This window comes from Streptomyces sp. NPDC002324 (assembly GCF_053593335.1).
The window spans coordinates 1-17,212 of sequence record NZ_JBSFCF010000047.1 but is presented as its reverse complement, the minus strand read 5'-3'; the positions used below and the strand labels follow the sequence as shown (position 1 = coordinate 17,212).

General features: G+C 68.8%; 11 protein-coding genes and 3 pseudogenes. 11 read left to right on the top strand and 3 right to left on the bottom strand.

Annotation, left to right across the window (positions count from 1 at the left end; genetic code table 11):
- Positions 1-8: 8 nt before the first annotated feature.
- From ACWCRJ_RS38475 to ACWCRJ_RS38435, 9 genes and pseudogenes are all read left to right on the top strand, one after another.
- Positions 9-230, top strand: coding sequence for a hypothetical protein (locus ACWCRJ_RS38475; RefSeq protein WP_450943652.1), 222 nt, complete (start codon positions 9-11; stop codon positions 228-230).
- Positions 231-490: 260 nt separating this feature from the next.
- Positions 491-2,575, top strand: a complete 2,085-nt coding sequence (locus ACWCRJ_RS38470) for a M4 family metallopeptidase (protein WP_450943651.1) — start codon at positions 491-493, stop codon at positions 2,573-2,575.
- Positions 2,576-2,902: 327 nt separating this feature from the next.
- Positions 2,903-4,564, top strand: a complete 1,662-nt coding sequence (locus ACWCRJ_RS38465; RefSeq protein ID WP_450943650.1) for a M4 family metallopeptidase — start codon at positions 2,903-2,905, stop codon at positions 4,562-4,564.
- An 83-nt stretch (positions 4,565-4,647) separates the two neighbouring features.
- Positions 4,648-5,181: a DUF1990 family protein gene (locus ACWCRJ_RS38460; RefSeq protein ID WP_450943649.1), complete on the top strand. Its 534-nt coding sequence runs from the start codon at positions 4,648-4,650 to the stop codon at positions 5,179-5,181.
- Positions 5,182-5,377: 196 nt separating this feature from the next.
- Complete coding sequence (locus ACWCRJ_RS38455) at positions 5,378-6,778, top strand: AAA family ATPase (RefSeq protein ID WP_450943682.1); 1,401 nt, start codon at positions 5,378-5,380, stop codon at positions 6,776-6,778.
- A 575-nt stretch (positions 6,779-7,353) separates the two neighbouring features.
- A pseudogene (locus ACWCRJ_RS38450) lies at positions 7,354-8,635 on the top strand (IS110 family transposase).
- A gap of 8 nt (positions 8,636-8,643) precedes the next feature.
- The gene (locus tag ACWCRJ_RS38445) at positions 8,644-9,411 is read left to right on the top strand and encodes a hypothetical protein (RefSeq protein ID WP_450943648.1); all 768 of its coding nucleotides are present in this window, start codon (positions 8,644-8,646) and stop codon (positions 9,409-9,411) included.
- An 85-nt stretch (positions 9,412-9,496) separates the two neighbouring features.
- Positions 9,497-10,230 (top strand): annotated as a pseudogene (locus ACWCRJ_RS38440) (transposase).
- Positions 10,231-10,299: 69 nt separating this feature from the next.
- Positions 10,300-10,467, top strand: a pseudogene (locus tag ACWCRJ_RS38435) (IS481 family transposase); the annotation flags it as partial.
- A gap of 49 nt (positions 10,468-10,516) precedes the next feature.
- Here the strand turns inward: ACWCRJ_RS38435 and ACWCRJ_RS38430 are convergent.
- The 3 genes from ACWCRJ_RS38430 to glgP all read right to left on the bottom strand — a co-directional run bounded on the left by ACWCRJ_RS38430 (position 10,517) and on the right by glgP (position 14,571).
- Entirely contained in the window at positions 10,517-10,834 is a 318-nt protein-coding gene (locus ACWCRJ_RS38430) for a hypothetical protein (RefSeq protein WP_450943647.1), read from the bottom strand.
- An 8-nt stretch (positions 10,835-10,842) separates the two neighbouring features.
- Positions 10,843-11,532: a hypothetical protein gene (locus ACWCRJ_RS38425; protein ID WP_450943646.1), complete on the bottom strand. Its 690-nt coding sequence runs from the start codon at positions 11,530-11,532 to the stop codon at positions 10,843-10,845.
- A 384-nt stretch (positions 11,533-11,916) separates the two neighbouring features.
- Complete coding sequence (glgP, locus tag ACWCRJ_RS38420) at positions 11,917-14,571, bottom strand: alpha-glucan family phosphorylase (RefSeq protein ID WP_450943645.1); 2,655 nt, start codon at positions 14,569-14,571, stop codon at positions 11,917-11,919.
- A 353-nt stretch (positions 14,572-14,924) separates the two neighbouring features.
- Between glgP and ACWCRJ_RS38415 the strand changes: the two genes are divergently transcribed.
- Both ACWCRJ_RS38415 and ACWCRJ_RS38410 read left to right on the top strand, forming a co-directional pair.
- Positions 14,925-16,151, top strand: a complete 1,227-nt coding sequence (locus ACWCRJ_RS38415) for a S8 family peptidase (RefSeq protein ID WP_450943644.1) — start codon at positions 14,925-14,927, stop codon at positions 16,149-16,151.
- Positions 16,152-16,379: 228 nt separating this feature from the next.
- The coding region (locus ACWCRJ_RS38410; protein WP_450943643.1) for a maltotransferase domain-containing protein at positions 16,380-17,212 on the top strand (833 nt) is incomplete at its 3' end.

Genomic DNA, 17,212 nt, shown 5'->3' with positions numbered 1-17,212 from the left:
GTCCCGTGATGCCGCCGATGTGTGCCGTCTGCCCTCCCGACCCGCACGGCACCGCTCCGTTCGCGCAGTTCACCCTGGTGTACTTCCGCGCGACCCGGGCCGCCCCCGCGTACGACGAGGGCTGGGTCGGGCACCCGGAGAACGCGGTCTGGTTCTGCGACGCACACGCGCCCCTCGCCGAGCGGCTGAAAGAGTTCACGGCCACCGAGGCGCTGGAGCGTCTCGGATGACGCATGGCGAACAGTTCGTATAGCGAACATGACCAACCGGGCAACGGACGATTTCCGGCCAACTTCTTGACGCGCTCCTGACAGGACCCTCGGTCTCCTGCCACTCTGCCCACAACCGCGACACAGCAACCTCACAAGCAGGTCCGCCGTGCCGCGCGGCACCCCCCACGCATGTGGTTTAAGCGTTCACCAGTTCTCACCTTGTTCTGCCCGGGCGGCCACCAGCCGCCCGGTCTCCCCTGGCCGCGCCGGCCGCGGCCATGCAGAAGGAGTCAGTGTTGAGACGCCAGTCCCACAGACGCACCTCCCACACCGGTAACACTTTCGGCCACAGCGCCCGTCGGCGCGCGGCCGCCGGCGCGCTCGTCGCCGTCACCGCTCTGCTGGCCGCGGCCGTCCAGTCGGGCGCCGCCTCCGCCGCCCCGGAGAAGGCACCGTCGGCGGCGGGCAAGGCCAACCCGGGCGCGCTCTCCATGAAGCTCACCCCCGCCCAGCGGGCCGAGCTGATACGCGAGGCCAACGCGACGAAGGCGGCCACGGCCGAGAAGCTGAACCTCGGCGCCAAGGAGAAGCTCGTCGTCCGTGACGTGGTCAAGGACCGCGACGGCACCGTGCACACGCGGTACGAGCGGACGTACGGCGGCCTCCCGGTCCTCGGCGGCGACCTCGTGGTCAAGACCTCGAAGGCGGGCGCCACCCAGGGCATCGTCAAGGCCACCAAGGCGAAGATCGCGGTGTCGTCGCTGACGCCCACCGTGACCAAGGCCAGGGCCGAGAAGCAGGCACTCGGTGCCGCGAAGGCGGAGAAGGCCAAGAGCCCCGAGGTCAACCGCGCGCCCCGCAAGGTCGTCTGGGCCGCGAGCGGCAAGCCCGTCCTCGCCTACGAGACGGTCGTCGGCGGCTTCCAGCACGACGGCACCCCGCAGGAGCTGCACGTCGTCACCGACGCCACCAGCGGCGCGAAGCTGTACGAGTGGGAGGCGGTCGAGACCGGCACCGGCAACACGGTGTACAGCGGCTCGGTCACCCTCGGCACCACGCAGTCGGGTTCGACGTTCAACCTCACCGACGGCGCGCGCGGCGGCCACAAGACGTACAACCTCAACCGCGGCACCTCCGGCACCGGGACCCTGTTCTCCGGCCCCGACGACGTCTGGGGCAACGGCGCTCCGTCGAACCTGGAGTCGGCCGGCGCCGACGCCCACTACGGCGCGGCACTGACCTGGGACTACTACAAGAACGTGCACGGCCGCAGCGGCATCCGCGGTGACGGCGTCGGCGCCTACTCGCGTGTGCACTACGGCAACAACTACGTCAACGCGTTCTGGCAGGACGCCTGCTTCTGCATGACGTACGGCGACGGCTCGGGCAACGCCAACCCGCTGACGTCGATCGACGTGGCCGCGCACGAGATGACCCACGGCCTCACGTCCAACACGGCCGGGCTGAACTACTCCGGCGAGTCCGGCGGTCTGAACGAGGCCACCTCGGACATCTTCGGCTCCACGGTGGAGTTCTACGCGGCGAACTCCTCCGACGTCGGTGACTACCTCATCGGCGAGGAGATCAACATCAACGGCAACGGCACGCCGTTGCGTTACATGGACAAGCCGAGCAAGGACGGCTCGTCCAAGGACGCCTGGTACTCGGGCATCGGCTCGATCGACGTGCACTACTCGTCGGGCCCCGCGAACCACTTCTTCTACCTCCTCTCCGAGGGCAGCGGCGCCAAGACCATCAACGGCGTCAACTACGACTCGCCCACCTCGGACGGTCTCCCCGTGACGGGCATCGGCCGCGCCAAGGCGGAGCAGATCTGGTTCAAGGCGCTGACCACGAAGTTCACGTCGACGACCAACTACGCGGCGGCCCGCACCGGCACGCTCGCGGTCGCCGGCGAGCTGTACGGCACCACGTCCGCCGAGTACACGGCGGTGCAGAACGCGTGGGCCGGCATCAACGTGGGCTCGCGTCCCGGCGGTGGCGGGGGCGGCGGTACGTCGTTCGAGAGCACGACCGACGTATCGATTCCGGACAACGGCGCGGCGGTCACCTCGCCGATCACCGTCTCCGGCCGGACCGGCAACGCGCCCTCGAACCTCGCGGTCGCCGTGGACATCGTCCACACCTACATCGGTGACCTCCAGGTCCAGCTGGTCGCCCCCGACGGCACGGCCTACACGCTGAAGGCGTACGGCACCGGCGGCAGCACGGACAACATCAACACCACCTACACCGTGAACGCGTCGTCCGAAGTCGCCAACGGTGTGTGGCAGTTGCGGGTCCAGGACAACGCGGCCCGGGACACCGGCTACATCAACAGCTGGAAGCTGACGTTCCCGTAGGACACGGCACTGCCCTTCGTATACGGGGGCCCGCTGTGAGCCTGACGTGAGAGGGCGCCGCCCCACGGGTTCCAACTCCCCGGGGGCGGCGCCTTCTTTGCCGTTCTCCGAGGGCCGCTTTGCCGCGCCTTGGCCGTGCCTTTGCCGTGGTCGGAGCGGTTTTACATGGCCGCAATATTTCCAGACTGTTGATTTTCGGCCAACATCACCTAGCCCTCCTGACATGTACGCGTCCGTGGTGTCACGCTTCACCCACCCGCCGCACTCGTAACCCAGATACCCGGACGACTCCCCAGGTCGTCCGGCCTCCCCCACCAAGGAGCATGAGTGACTCCGTTCTACGCGCGTCATCAGCGGACCACGCTGGCCATCGCGACCGCCGTCGCCGCCGGTGCGCTGCTGACCACCGCCCTGACCACCGGCGCCACCGCCCAGCCCGCGCCCGTCGCGGACAAGGCCAAGCCGGCCGGTGCCCAGGTCGCGCTCACCCCCGCCGCGCGCACGGCCCTGATCAAGAAGGCGGACGCGGCCACCACCGAGACCGCCGACGAGATAGGTCTCGGCGCCAAGGAGGAACTGGTCGTCCGTGACGTCGTCAAGGACGCCGACGGCACGGTCCACACGCGCTACGAGCGCACCTTCGGCGGCCTCCCGGTCCTCGGCGGCGACCTGGTCGTCCACGAGTCCAAGGCCGGCGCGATCAAGAGCGTCACCAGAGCGACCAAGGCCACCGTCAAGGTCGCCGACCTCACCGCGGACGTCACCAAGGCCACCGCCGAGAAGCAGGCGCTGAAGGCCGCCAAGGCCGAGGGCTCCACCAAGACCGAGGCCGACAAGGCCCCGCGCAAGGTCGTCTGGGCGGCGAGCGGCAAGCCCGCGCTCGCCTACGAGACGGTCGTCGGCGGCTTCCAGCACGACGGCACCCCGCAGCAGCTCCACGTGGTCACCGACGCGGAGACCGGCAAGAAGCTGTACGAATGGGAGGCCGTCCAGACCGGCTCCGGCAAGAGCAAGTACAACGGCTCGGTCACCCTCGGCACGACCCTGTCGGGCTCGACGTACAACCTGACGGACGCCGGCCGCGGCGGCCACAAGACGTACAACAAGGCCCGCGCCACCTCGTCGTCGACCGGCACGCTCTTCACCGACGCCGACGACGCCTGGGGAACCGGCAGCATCTCCAGCTCCTCGACCGACCAGAACGCCGCCGTGGACGCCCACTACGGCGCCCAGGTCACCTGGGACTTCTACAAGAACGTCCTCGGCCGCAACGGCATCAAGAACAACGGCGTCGCCGCGTACTCCCGTGTCCACTACGGCAACGCGTACGTCAACGCCTTCTGGGACGACAGCTGCTTCTGCATGACGTACGGCGACGGCACGAGCAACACCAAGCCGCTCACGTCGCTGGACGTGGCCGGGCACGAGATGAGCCACGGCCTGACCGCCAACACGGCCCGCCTGAACTACTCGGGCGAGTCCGGCGGCCTGAACGAGGCCACCTCCGACATCTTCGGCACGGCGGTCGAGTTCTACGCGGCCAACGCCAGCGACCCCGGTGACTACCTCATCGGCGAGAAGATCGACATCAACGGCGACGGCACCCCGCTGCGCTACATGGACCAGCCGAGCAAGGACGGCGCCTCGGCCAACTACTGGTCCTCGTCCCTCGGCAGCCTGGACGTCCACTACTCGTCGGGCCCCGCGAACCACTTCTTCTACCTGCTGAGCGAGGGCAGCGGCGCCAAGACCATCAACGGCGTCTCGTACAACTCGCCCACCTCCAACGGTGCCACGATCACCGGCATCGGCCGCGCCAAGGCCATCCAGATCTGGTACAAGGCGCTGAGCACGTACATGACCTCGACGACCAACTACAAGGGCGCCCGCACGGCGACCCTGAACGCGGCGTCCTCCCTCTACGGCGCCTCCAGCGCCGAGTACGCGGCGGTGAACGCGGCCTGGGCGGCGGTCAACGTCAACGCCTGACCTGACGTGGTGGTGCAGGGATAGGTGACTGGGGCGGTACCCGGCGAGAAGGCGACGCCGGGTACCGCCCTAGTCTTTGCGCCATGCCCCCAACCAACGGCCCGCTCCCCGAGGGCCCCTTCACCTACGAAGCGGTCGGCGCGACCCGCGAGGGCCACTGCCCGCCCGACTTCAACCCCCTCCACGTCCGCTCCCGCATAGGCGAGGGCACGGACGTGTTCGAGCGGGCCGCGCACGCCGTCCGCACCTGGGAGATGCACCGCGCGCTGGGCGTCGGCATCCACACCTCCGCCCCCGAGGCGGCCCCCGGCGTCGACGTGACGGTCACCCTCGGCGGCGTCATCAAGGCCCCCTGCCGCGTCGTCTACACACTGGACGAGCCCCGCCGCAAGGGCTGGGCCTACGGCACGCTGCCGGGCCACCCGGAATCCGGCGAGGAGGCGTTCATCGTCGACCGCACGGGGGACGGCACCGTCTGGCTGACGGTCTCGGCCTTCAGCCGCGGCGCCAAGTGGTACGCACGGGCGGGCGGGGCGGCGACGCGGGGGTTGCAGCACGCGTACGCGCGGCGGTGCGGGGTGGTGCTGCGCAGGCTGGTGGAGGACCCGAAGGGGTGAAGCAACGCTGCAGCAGACTGCAACGGATCCTGTCTAACTAGACTTAGACAGGATCCTCGCGTCTACAGGCAGGAGTCTCCTCGTGGGAGAACGCGACGCTCAGCACCCAGCCCTTCCGGCCAAGCCCGGCAGGCTGGTCGACCGCGATCGGGAATGGGCACTGCTCACCGATTTCCTCAGCGACCCGTCACCCGAGATGCGGCTGGGGATCGTGTCCGGGCGTCGGCGCCACGGCAAGTCGTTCCTCCTACGAGCCCTGTGCGAGAAATACGGCGGCCTGTACGTCACCGCGGTCAGGGAGGAGGGCCGCCTCCCTGCTCTACGGCGATTCAGTGAGGCGATCGCCGCACATGCCGGCCTGCGCCCGGGCACGCTGAACCTGCCCGACTGGCGAGAGGTTCTGACCAACGCTCTGGACGTCGCGGCCCGCAGCTCTGCGACCCCCCTCGTGATCATCGACGAACTCCCGTATCTCCTTCAGCACTCCCCCGAACTCCCGGGCCTGATTCAGTACCTCTATGACGAGCACCAGTGGCACGAGGGTGTCGGCGCGCGGATCATCCTGTGCGGGTCCGCCATGAGCGTCATGCACGAGCTGCTGTCGGGTACGAAGCCCCTGCGCGGCCGCGCTGTCATCGATCTACGCCTCGGCGCCTTCGACTTCCGCATGAGCAAGCAGTACTGGCAGATCGACGATCCCCTCGTCGCTCTCCGCGTACACGCGGTCCTGGGCGGCGCCGCCGGATACCGTGCCCTCGCCGGGCGCCCGGATCCCAACTCCGGCTTCGACGAATGGGTGACGCGGACCCTGCTCGATCCGGGCCGGGCGGTCTACTCCCCCACAGAGACCGAGTACCTCCTGCGGGAAGACCCCCGCATCACCCAGCACACCCTGTACTACGACATCCTCTCCGCCATCGCACAGGGCGCGAGCACACCGAGCAAGATCGGAGCCGCCCTCGGCCGCCAGCGCAACGCCGTGACGCACCCACTGGACGTCCTGGAGTCAACGGGCTACATCCACCGCCAACAGGACCTTCTCCGAGCCCGCCACCCCGTCATCACCCTCACGGACCCCCTGATCCGCTTCAACCAACTCATCACGCTTCCCCAGGCGGCGGCCGTGGATGAGGGCAATGCCGCAGAGATCTGGCAGACGTCCCTCCCCACCTTCAACTCCAAGATCTTGGGCCCCCACTTCGAAGACCTCGCCCGCACCTGGACCCGCCGCTACGCCCACACCGTTCTCCCGGGAGGCCTCCCCGGCCCCGTCGGCACGACAGAGGTCCCCGACCCTGCGGCCCGCACCAAACACGAGATCGACGTCATCGCCCTGGCCCTGGGCGAACGCCCACACTCGCCGCGCGCCCGCATCGCACTCCTGGGCGAGGCCAAGGCGACGATGGCCCGGCGCGGGATGGGTGACCTACAGCGGCTGGAACGCATCCGGGACCTGCTGTCCGAGCAGGGCCACGACACGAGCGGGGTGACTCTGGCGCTGTTCTCGCTGTACGGGTTCCACGCAGATGTGACAGAGGTTGCGAAGCGGCGCGACGATGTGCTGTTGGTGGATCTGCAGACGCTGTACGGCCTGTGAAGCCGAATCGCGAGGCATCGCAATTTTCGGACTTCTCTGCATTCAAGTTTGCGTCCCTGACTTACGAGTTGGTGCGTGATAGCGGGTGAGGCGTGCTGGTCTGGTGTGATCACGGCGTCGGAGCCCTCCTAATTCCCGTGGTGACGGGCTGTGGGAGCCGGGGGTTGCCACCAGTCCGTTCGAGCGCCGGGGGCCGATGCCCTGTCATCCCGGCCTTCCACAGTGCAGGTGGTGGCAGCCTCGCGGGCACCGACCGTACGCCTGGAGCCGTCCGGGCACTCGATCCCTTTATCCAGAGCGGCGGCGCTCGGTGTCTTCGAGGTCGCCACCACCGTCAACACTGTCCGTTTGATCACTCGTTGGTGTTGGTGGTGCGAGCCCGCCGCACGGTGACCTCCTGATACTCCAGAGCCGTCAGAGCTCCCGAGAAGACCGGGGCCCGTGGGGTGCGCTGGTGCCACGAACGACTAGTGAGGTGGCGGACCGACCGGATGGTCGAGTCCTGGAATTAGGTCGCTGCGTGGCCCGCATGCGCTCGCAACCAGCGCAAACACCGCACCTCTGGGGAGGAAAGGTTGATCTACTGCGGCATCGACTGGGCCGAGAGGACACACGACGTCGACGACACCGGCCAGCTACTTGCGAAGCGACACACATCACCGACGACGCGGCCGGCTACAGGAGCCTGATGGACCTGCTGGCCGAGTACGACGACACGGAGGAGACCCCGATTCCGGTCGCGATCGAGACCTCCCGCGGTCTGCTGGTCGCGGTGCTGCGGGCAGGCAAGCGGAAGGTGTTCGCGATCAACCCGATGGCTGCCGCCCGCTACCGCGACCGGCACGCGGTCTCCCGCAAGAAGTCCGACCCCGGCGACGCCCTGGTCCTGGCGAACATCCTGCGCACGGATATGCATGCCCACCGGCCGCTGCCGAACGACAGCGACCTGGCCCGCGCCATCGCCGTACTGGCCCGCGCTCAGCAGGACGCGGTCTGGAACCGGCAGCAGGTCGCCAACCAGTTCCGCTCCCTGCTGCGCGAGTACTACCCCGCCGCTCTGGAGGCCTTCGCCAAGTGGGACAACGGCTTGTGCCGACCGGAGGCCCGCGAGCTGATGAAGCTCGCGCCGACACCGGCCAAAGCCGCGAGCCTGACTCGCACCCAGATTACGGCGGCTCTCAAGCGTGCGGGCCGCAAGCGCGGCATCGAGTCGGACGTCGAGCGGCTGCGCGAGGCATTCCGCACCGACTGGGCCCGTCAGCCCGAGCTTGTCGAGGACGCGCTCGGCAAGCAGACGCTCGCCCTCCTCGGCTCACGGCCGCCTGCACCGCCGCCGCCGACCTCGCCCGGGCCGTCGAGGAGGCGTTTCCGCAGCACCCGGACTCCGAAATTATTCTCAGCTTTCCCGGCCTCGGTATCCAGCTTGCCGCCCGGGTGCTGGCCGAAATCGGAGACGACCGCTCCCGCTTCGCGGATGCCCGCGGCCTGAAGGCTCACGCGGGCGCCTCACCCGTCACCCGGGCCTCCGGCAAGAAGTCCAGCATCACCAGACGATGGGTGAAGAACGACCGACTCAACCACGCCGGCTACCTCTGGGCGTTCTCAGCGATCACTGCCTCGCCCGGTGCCAAAGCCCACTACCGGCGGCGACGTGACGACCACGGAGACTGGCACGCCGCTGGCCAGCGCAATCTGTTCAACCGGATGCTGGGCCAGCTCCACCACTGCCTCAAGAACCGTCATCTGTTCGATGAACGCACCGCATTCCCGCCCGCCGCAGGCCCCAGCATTGGCGGTGGCGTAGGTGATCCCGCTCACGACTCACCGCCCCCGGAGGTCGCTCCGCAGCGTGCTTGAATCACCGGATGATCGACTGGTCCACACTTCACGACGCTTACGGCCCGGCACACGCGATACCCGGACTGCTGGACCGAGCCATCGGTCGTGACCAGGAGGCCATTGACTGGCTTTGGGGGCGCTTGTGCCACCAGGGGACGATCACCCCGGCGAGCATCGCCGCACTGCCGCAGCTGGCGGACATCGCGAAGACCGAGGGCGCCGGGGACTGGGCGCTCGATCTGGCCGGAGCCATAGCGGGTGGCCTCCTTCAACCTCACGGCGCCGACGAAGAAGTCGCCCGCTGTGCGGAGACCTTGGCCGAGCTTCGCGCCCTGGCCGCCGCCCGGCTGCGGTCTGGCCTAGACGGGAAGATCTACCTGAGCCGGCTACGGGCCATGCTGGCGTTCGACGGCCAGACCTTGTGGTTCGAGGCCCTGGACGACTTCACCGATTCCTTCGTCACTGTCGCTTGTCCGCACTGCGACGCACCGGTGACGATCGCGGTCGGCGACTACGGCTGCTACTCCTCGATCCGAGACTGGAATCTGGGGGATGTCCACCAGGTCCCGCTCCGGCCAGCCGTCCCGCACGAGCTGACCGGCACCGGGAGGATGTTGCACGAGTCGGCCGTACGGGATGGCCAGCAACGGCTCGCCTGGGGTCTGACGCACCTGTTCGGCCAGTCGGAATGCCCAGGATGCGGGAGCGTCTTCGGCATCGCAGACGAGTACGCGGCCGCCAACGCACCCGCCCCATGGGACTTCGCACGAGGCCACACCAGGGACGCTCTCTGATGACCACCGGCAGGGCCCTCGAAATCGAACAGTGAGCTCGTGCCCGCTGCCCCGACTTGACGGCTTGGCGCCGTGAGGTGTCTGGATAGCCCCGTTCACCGGGCTGAGTCCGCGCCAGTTCGGCAAGCTGGTCACCGCTCTGCGGCGTGAGGGTGCGGACCCGGTGCGCAAGGGCCGACCCTGGAGCCTGCCACTGGAGGACCGCGTGCTTTTGGTCGCCGCCTACTGGCGGACGAACCTGACCTTGCGCCAACTGGCTCCGCTGTTCGGGGTGTCGAAGTCGCCGCGGAGCGCATCATCGACCACCTCGGGCCGTCGCTCGGGCTCCAGCAGCGCAAGCAGTTCCGCAAGGACACCGTGCTGATCGTGGACGGAACCCTGGTCCCGACCCGCGACCACACCATCGCCGAGCAGTCGAAGAACTATCGGTACTCCACCAACCACCAGGTCGTCATCGAAGCCGACACCCGGCTCGTCGTCGCGGTCGGCCGGCCGCTGCCCGGCAACCGGAACGACTGCAAGGCATGGGACCTCTCCGGCGCGAAAGACGCCGTGGGCCGCACCACCGTCATCGCGGACGGCGGCTACCGGGGCACCGGCCTGGTCATCCCGCACCGCCGCGAGAAAGGCCAGGCCGAACTCCCCGCCTGGAAGGAGGAACACAACACTTCCCACCGCAAAGTCCGCGCCCGCGTCGAGTACGTCTTCGCCCGCATGAAGGGCTGGAAGATCCTGCGCGACTGCCGCCTGAAGGGCGACGGTGTCCACCACGCCATGCTCGGCATCGCCCGCCTGCACAACCTCGTCCTTGCCGGGTGACACAGAAACCAGCAGGTCACCCAGCACGCCAAAGATCATTTACGGGACAACCCTTAAGGAACGCACTGCACAGAGGCCAACGAATGGGCCTACCTGCAGCCCTACACCAGCAACACCGAACGCACCCAGGCCCTGGCAGACTTCCTGCACACCTACAACCACCACCGCTGGCACACCGCACTCGCAGGCCAGCCACCGATCAGCCGTGTAAACAACCCTGCGGGTCAATACAGCTAGGGCTTGAAGTGGCGGCCGCGATGGGGGTCATGTCTCGTTCATGATGCCGCTAGGTTCGCTGACCCACGAACTCACTCAATTCCCTGAACAGTAAATCAATAACCCCCCCCTCTTCCCACTGTCGAATTTCATCAAGATCGTTGATCGCACGCGGGGCCAGCGCACCCTGCGCAACAAGTAGCGCCCAGTATAGATTTTGACCAGCACCCAGCTTAGCTGCCAGATGAGCAGAAAAGCCGGTCAGCAGCATTCCATCCAATGCCGAATTAGCCCCATTCAGGAAAGCCACATATTCCCTGTAGCCACCTTTCATACCATAAGAATCAGGGCGACGTTGAATATCCGACAAGAGCAGCTCAAGCTTCATCTCATCCCTCACGGCTTGTACGGACTGGGGGACATTTTCAGGTACTCGCGGTACTGCCATCGAGACATATACTCTTCCAGGGGTTCGCCTTGACGGCCAGTCCAGGCGTCGTACACTCTACCCTCCCGAAGAACCACATCATGATGTGCCCAATTCGTGTCCCGCCCTCGATATTTCCCCAAAACGGGGGCACCAAGAGAGTCGGTAATCCTCATCCGATCCCCGCCGATCTTGGATTGAATTTCAACGGCACATTCTTCACATCCGTTACTACCCGTGATCCTGGAGGGATCATTGGGCCTCCAGTTCGCCCCGAGATCTCCAGCCTCGTCTTTTTCCAGGGATCTGGAACTCGAACTGTCTGCTTCCCGGAAGGCTTTTCCGAGTTTGTCGGAGCCGGACGTCGCCATCGCAGCGCCGCTGACGGTCATGGTGCCGCCCACCACTACCTGTCCTGCACCTACGGGGCAAAGGACTCCGGTGCCGCACTCCACTACTCCGGATGCCGTAACCGCAAGTCCCGCGCCACCCCAGAGAGAACCTCCCACGGTTTCAAGAAGGCCAGACCAGAAGTCACCATTACTCAGGAGGCTGCCGACATAATTGCCGAAACTCTCTTCTGCGTCGGTGGGCCCGACATTGCTACTCCAACAGCGGCCGTAGGCGCATGAGAGGACCTCACCGCTACCGCTGACCATTGTCTGTCCGGTACTGCTAGTTCTCGCGGTGCCACTGCTCTTCTTGGTCGTCCCACCGCTGCCACGCAAGACTCCGTCGGGGTTGTTCTTGATGTGCTCAGGTTTGCTGCCGACATTGCAGGTTCCTGTGAGGCCGCAGTCAGCGCCACCAGGATCCATAAGTCCCGTGTTCGGCAACCTTCAGGCGCCACCTCCACACAGCGAGATGACTGCACGACAAGAACAGGCCAAGTAGCAGCAATAGCGCTCGGCGAGCCGTTACGCGTCGTGATCGGACGCACGGGGGTCAGGGCACCGTTCCGGTCAAGCGGCTGGCCAGATCCGCAGATACGCGGACGCCCCGCACAGGCCATACCTGTACGGGGCGCAGCCACAAAGCCACCCCTACCGCAGCAACACCCCCGCCCCCTCCCCCAGCTCCTCCGAAGGCACCGTCACCAGGCCCAGTTCGGCGGTGGAGGCCAGCAGGCGGTGGGACGGGAGGATGCGGACCGTGTAGCCGAAGGAGCCGGTGCGGTCGAGGGACAGCGGGCCCTCGTAGACCCAGCGGCCCTCCTCGTCGGGTCCGCTCACCGGCTTCAGCGGGACGTACGTCGCGTCCGTGATGCGGTCGTCGGTGTCGACACGGCCGGAGACCGCCTGGACCTCGACGTCGTCCGGGACCAGATCGCCGAGGCCCACCCGGACGCGCAGGCCCAGCGTCGCGCCCAGCTCGGCGGCCGTACCGGCGGGTGCCGCCGAGGTCTCCACATGGTCCACGCTCACCCGGTGCCAGGCCCCCCGCACCCGTGCCTTCCACTCGGACAGCTCGCGGGCCACGTCCGGGACCAGCGAGCGGTGCGCGCGGGCGGCCGGGGCGTACAGACGCTCGACGTACTCCCGGACCATGCGGCCCGCCAGCACCTTCGGACCCAGATGCGTCAGGGTCTCGCGGACCATCGCGATCCAGCGGTCGGGCAGACCGGCCTGCCCGCGCTCGTAGAAGCGGGGGGCGACCCGCTGTTCCAGCAGCTCGTACAGGGCCGCCGCTTCCACATCGTCCCGGCGGTCCTGGTCCTCGTCCGTCGCCGTGCCGTCCGCCGTGGGGATCGCCCAGCCGAAGTCCGGCCGGAACCATTCGTCCCACCAGCCGTCCAGGACGGACAGATTGAGACAGCCGTTCAGCGCGGCCTTCATGCCGGACGTGCCGCACGCCTCCAGCGGGCGCAGCGGGTTGTTCAGCCAGACGTCGCAGCCGGGGTACAGCTTCTGCGCCATCGCCATGCCGTAGTCGGGAAGGAACACGATCCGGTGGCGCACGCGCGGGTCGTCGGCGAACCGCACCAGTTCCTGGATGAGGCGCTTTCCGCCGTCGTCCGCCGGGTGCGCCTTGCCCGCGATCACGATCTGCACCGGCCGCTCCGGGTGGAGCAGCAGATCCATCAGGCGGTCCTGGTCGCGCAGCATCAGGGTGAGGCGTTTGTAGGAGGGGACGCGGCGGGCGAAGCCGATGGTCAGGACGTCCGGGTCCAGGACGCCGTCGATCCAGCCGAGTTCGGCGGTGCCCGCGCCGCGCTGCCGCCAGGAGGCGTTCAGGCGCTCGCGCACCTCGACGACCAGTTGTTCGCGCAGGTCGCGGCGCAGTTCCCAGATGTCCTGGTCGGGGATGTCGCCGACGGCGTCCCAGCGCTCCGAGCCGCCGACGCTCATGGCGTCCTCGGTGCGCTCGGCGCCGATCTGCCGGGCGCCGAGGCGGAACACCTCCGGGGCCACCCAGGTGGGGGCGTGCACGCCGTTGGTGACGGAGGTGATGGGCACCTCGTCCGGGTCGAAGCCCGGCCACAGTCCGGAGAACATCTGCCGGCTGACCTGCCCGTGCAGCAGGGAGACGCCGTTGGCGCGCTGGGCGAGCCGCAGCCCCATCACCGCCATGTTGAAGACGTTCGGGTCGCCGCCCGTGTACGTCTCCATGCCGAGCCCCAGGATGCGGCCGACGTCGATGCGCGGCAGCTCGGCGTCGGGGCCGAAGTGGCGGGCGAGAAGCTCACGGTCGAAGCGGTCGATGCCGGCGGGGACGGGGGTGTGGGTGGTGAAGACCGTGCCGGAGCGGACCGCCTCCAGACCGGCGTCGAAGTCCAGTCCCTCGTCGTGGAGTTCGGCGATGCGTTCCAGGCCGAGGAAGCCCGCGTGGCCCTCGTTGGTGTGGAAGACCTCGGGGCCGGGGTGGCCGGTGAGGCGGCAGTACGTACGTACGGCCCGGACACCTCCTATGCCGAGCAGCATCTCCTGGAGGAGCCGGTGTTCGCTGCCACCGCCGTACAGCCGGTCGGTCACGCCGCGTTCGCCGGGGTCGTTCTCCTCGACGTCCGAGTCGAGCAGCAGCAGCGGCACCCGGCCCACCTGGGCCTGCCAGATCCGGGCGTGCAGCCGGCGTCCGCCGGGCAGTGCCAGGCCGACCTGGGCCGCCGAGCCGTCGGCCTCCTGGAGCGGCACCAGGGGCAGTTCGTGCGGGTCGAGCACCGGGTAGTGCTCCTGCTGCCAGCCGTCGCGGGACAGGGACTGCCGGAAGTAGCCGTGCCGGTAGAGCAGGCCGACGCCGATCAGCGGGACACCGAGGTCGCTGGCCGCCTTCAGATGGTCGCCGGCGAGGATGCCGAGGCCGCCGGAGTACTGCGGCAGCGCGGCCGTGATGCCGAACTCGGGCGAGAAGTAGGCGATGGCGGCCGGGAGTTCGGACGCCTGGCCCTGCCCCTGGCCCTGCGACTGCGCCTGGTACCAGCGGTCCCCGGTGACGTAGTCACGCAGGTCGTCGGCGGCGGCGGTCAGCCGGCGCAGGAAGCGCCGGTCCTCGGCGAGTTCGGCGAGGCGCCGGGTGGGGACGGAGCCGAGCAGGCGCACGGGGTCGCCGCCGGAGGAGGCCCAGCGCTCGGGGTCGACCGACTGGAAGAGGTCACGGGTCTCCGCGTGCCAGGACCAGCGCAGATTGCGCGCCAGTTCGCTGAGCGGGTGCAGGACTTGGGGGAGGACGGGTCGGACGGTGAATCTGCGGATGGCCTTCACAGAGGGTTCCACCTTCGCGCCAGGACGTACGGGCCGGGGGGACGCACTCCGCTGTGCGCCGTTCGTCACCCCCGACGGTAGCGGCGCGGGGGCCCGGTAACCACGGGGCGTCCCCCGGTATGCGATTACGGCGCATCCGTACCCCGGCCGCCCCGCCGGGCAGTCCATTCCCGGGCGTTCAGTCCTGAATTCGCCGCAGCCGGACCCCGAGGCAGCGGCAACCCGGCCGCACCACCCCCGGACCCCACAGCCGATATGGCCGGTTCCACCCCTCTGTGCGGCCTTGTGGCACTTCACCCCGCACGAGAGGCTGCCCCGTGGCGGTACCCGGTTCGAGGAGGGGGTTCTCACACATGGGTCATCCGGGAGAGGCGAGAATCAGGCGTGTGCGCTGGGCGGGAGGGCTCACGGCGGTCCTGACCGCCGCGGTGCTCTCGGCCGTCACCCTGCCCGCGCAGGCCGCCCCGGAGGGGCTCGTCCAGGGAGTCGGTGATCCCGGTTCCGTCGACGGCAGTTGGATCGTGACCCTGAGGGCGGGCACCCGCGCCCCGTCGACGGCCGGAAAGGGCATAGCGGCGAAGTACGGGGCGGAAATACGCCATATGTACGGCACCGCCCTGAACGGCTACGCCGTGATCGCCGACGAGACGGAGGCCAGGCGTCTCGCGGCGGACTCCCGTGTCGCCTCGGTCGTCCAGGACACCAAGGTGACCTACGACCGGGCCCCGAGCGGGCACCGGCAGCCGAACCCGTCCGCGTGGGGCCTGGACCGCGTCGACCAGCCGGACCTGCCCCTCGACAGGAGCTACACCTGGCCGCGGTCGGCGGGCAAGGGCGTCACCGTGTACGTGATCGACACCGGCGTACGGGTCACGCACAAGGACTTCGGCGGCCGGGCCGTGAGCGGCTGGGACTTCGTCCAGAACGACCGGACCGCGCAGGACGGCAACGGCCACGGCACCCATGTCGCGGGCACCGTCGCCGGCACCGTCCACGGCGTCGCCAAGAAGGCCCGGATCGTGGCCGTACGGGTGCTCGACGACGCGGGCGCGGGGACGACGGCCCAGGTCATCGCGGGCATCGACTGGGTCACCGGGCACGCCGTGAAGCCGGCCGTGGCCAACATGAGCCTCGGCGGCCGGAGCAACGCCCAGCTCGACGCCGCCGTACGCAACTCCATCGCGTCCGGGGTGACCTACACGGTCGCGGCGGGCAACGACGGGCTCGCCGCGAGCCTCTCCTCACCCGCCCGTGTGAAACAGGCGATCACCGTCGGCGCCACCGACAGGAAGGACGTCCGCGCCGCGTTCTCGAACTGGGGCCCGAGCCTGGACCTGTTCGCCCCCGGTGTGTCCGTGCCGTCCGCGTCCCACCGGAGCGACACCGGCACGGCCACCCACTCCGGTACGTCCATGGCCGCCCCGCACGCGGCGGGCGCTGCGGCCCTGTATCTGGCCGACCGTCCGAGGGCGTCACCGGCCGAGGTGGGCAGGGCCCTGGTTGAGCGAGCGGTTTCGGGCAAAGTGAAGGACAGGAAGGCGGGCTCCCCGAACAGGCTTCTCCAAGTCGACCAGTCGTAGGAGTCCGTAACACCGGAGGTGAAGGTCTCTTTACCGAGAGCGACTACAGTGACCGGCCTCGCCCCTTTCGGACGAGGCCGGTCTTGTGTGTAGACATACGCGTGAGTAGTTAACAAAGTGCCGGAATGCCCACCCGCACTGTGTGGGAAGGCTCCACCGGTAGTCCCGCTGGCCCCATCTCCCCACACCCTTATCCGCCCACCCACGTTGACGCGGACAGGAGCGGTCATGCCCGCCACGCACGATTCGTCACCACCCCCGACGACCAGTACCACCAGCGCCACACCACAGAGCACCGTCGCACGCCCCGCACGCCCGGCGCGCACGGGTCCGCCCGCGCCGGCCACGCCACCCCCCAAGACCCCCCGGACGCCGGGCGCCCCCACCATCGGGCGCATACCGGTCATCGACGTACGGCCGACCGTCCACCACGGCCGCCGCCCGGCGAAGGCGGTCGTGGGCGAGGCCTTCGAGATCTCGGCCGTCGTCATCCGGGAGGGCCATGACGCGGTCGCCGCCAATGTCGTGCTGACGGCCCCGGACGGCCGCCCGGCCGGCTGGACCCCGATGCGCGAACTCGCCCCCGGCACGGACCGCTGGGGCGCCACCGTCTCCGTACCGAGCGAGGGCGTCTGGTCCTACGCCGTTGAGGGCTGGGGCGACCCGGTCACCACCTGGCGCCATCATGCCCGCATCAAGATCCCGGCCGGTATGGACACCGAGCTGGTCCTGGAGGAGGGCGCGCGGCTGTACGAACGCGCCGCCGACGACATCCCCGAGGGCGGGAGCGGACGGGCCACCCTCCGCGCCGCCGTGGACGCGCTGCGGGACACCGCCAGGCCCGCGTCCTCCCGGCTGGCGGCGGCGTTGGCGCCGGAGGTGAACGAGGTCCTGACCCGTCACCCCCTGCGGGAACTGGTCACCTCCTGCGAACCACTGCCGCTGCTGGTGGAGCGGGAACGGGCCCTGTTCGGCTCCTGGTACGAGTTCTTCCCCCGCTCCGAGGGCACCCCCGCCCAGCCCCACGGAACGTTCCGCACCGCCGCCCGCCGCCTGCCCGC

Excerpts from the sequence above, each read along its gene's own strand:
- ACWCRJ_RS38475 (WP_450943652.1), top strand. The coding sequence starts at position 9 with ATGCCGCCGATGTGTGCCGTCTGCCCTCCCGACCCGCACGGCACCGCT.
- ACWCRJ_RS38470 (WP_450943651.1), top strand. The coding sequence starts at position 491 with ATGCAGAAGGAGTCAGTGTTGAGACGCCAGTCCCACAGACGCACCTCC.
- ACWCRJ_RS38460 (WP_450943649.1), top strand. The coding sequence starts at position 4,648 with ATGCCCCCAACCAACGGCCCGCTCCCCGAGGGCCCCTTCACCTACGAA.
- ACWCRJ_RS38455 (WP_450943682.1), top strand. The coding sequence starts at position 5,378 with ATGCGGCTGGGGATCGTGTCCGGGCGTCGGCGCCACGGCAAGTCGTTC.
- ACWCRJ_RS38445 (WP_450943648.1), top strand. The coding sequence starts at position 8,644 with ATGATCGACTGGTCCACACTTCACGACGCTTACGGCCCGGCACACGCG.
- ACWCRJ_RS38430 (WP_450943647.1), bottom strand. The coding sequence starts at position 10,834 with ATGAAGCTTGAGCTGCTCTTGTCGGATATTCAACGTCGCCCTGATTCT.
- ACWCRJ_RS38425 (WP_450943646.1), bottom strand. The coding sequence starts at position 11,532 with ATGGTCAGCGGTAGCGGTGAGGTCCTCTCATGCGCCTACGGCCGCTGT.
- ACWCRJ_RS38415 (WP_450943644.1), top strand. The coding sequence starts at position 14,925 with ATGGGTCATCCGGGAGAGGCGAGAATCAGGCGTGTGCGCTGGGCGGGA.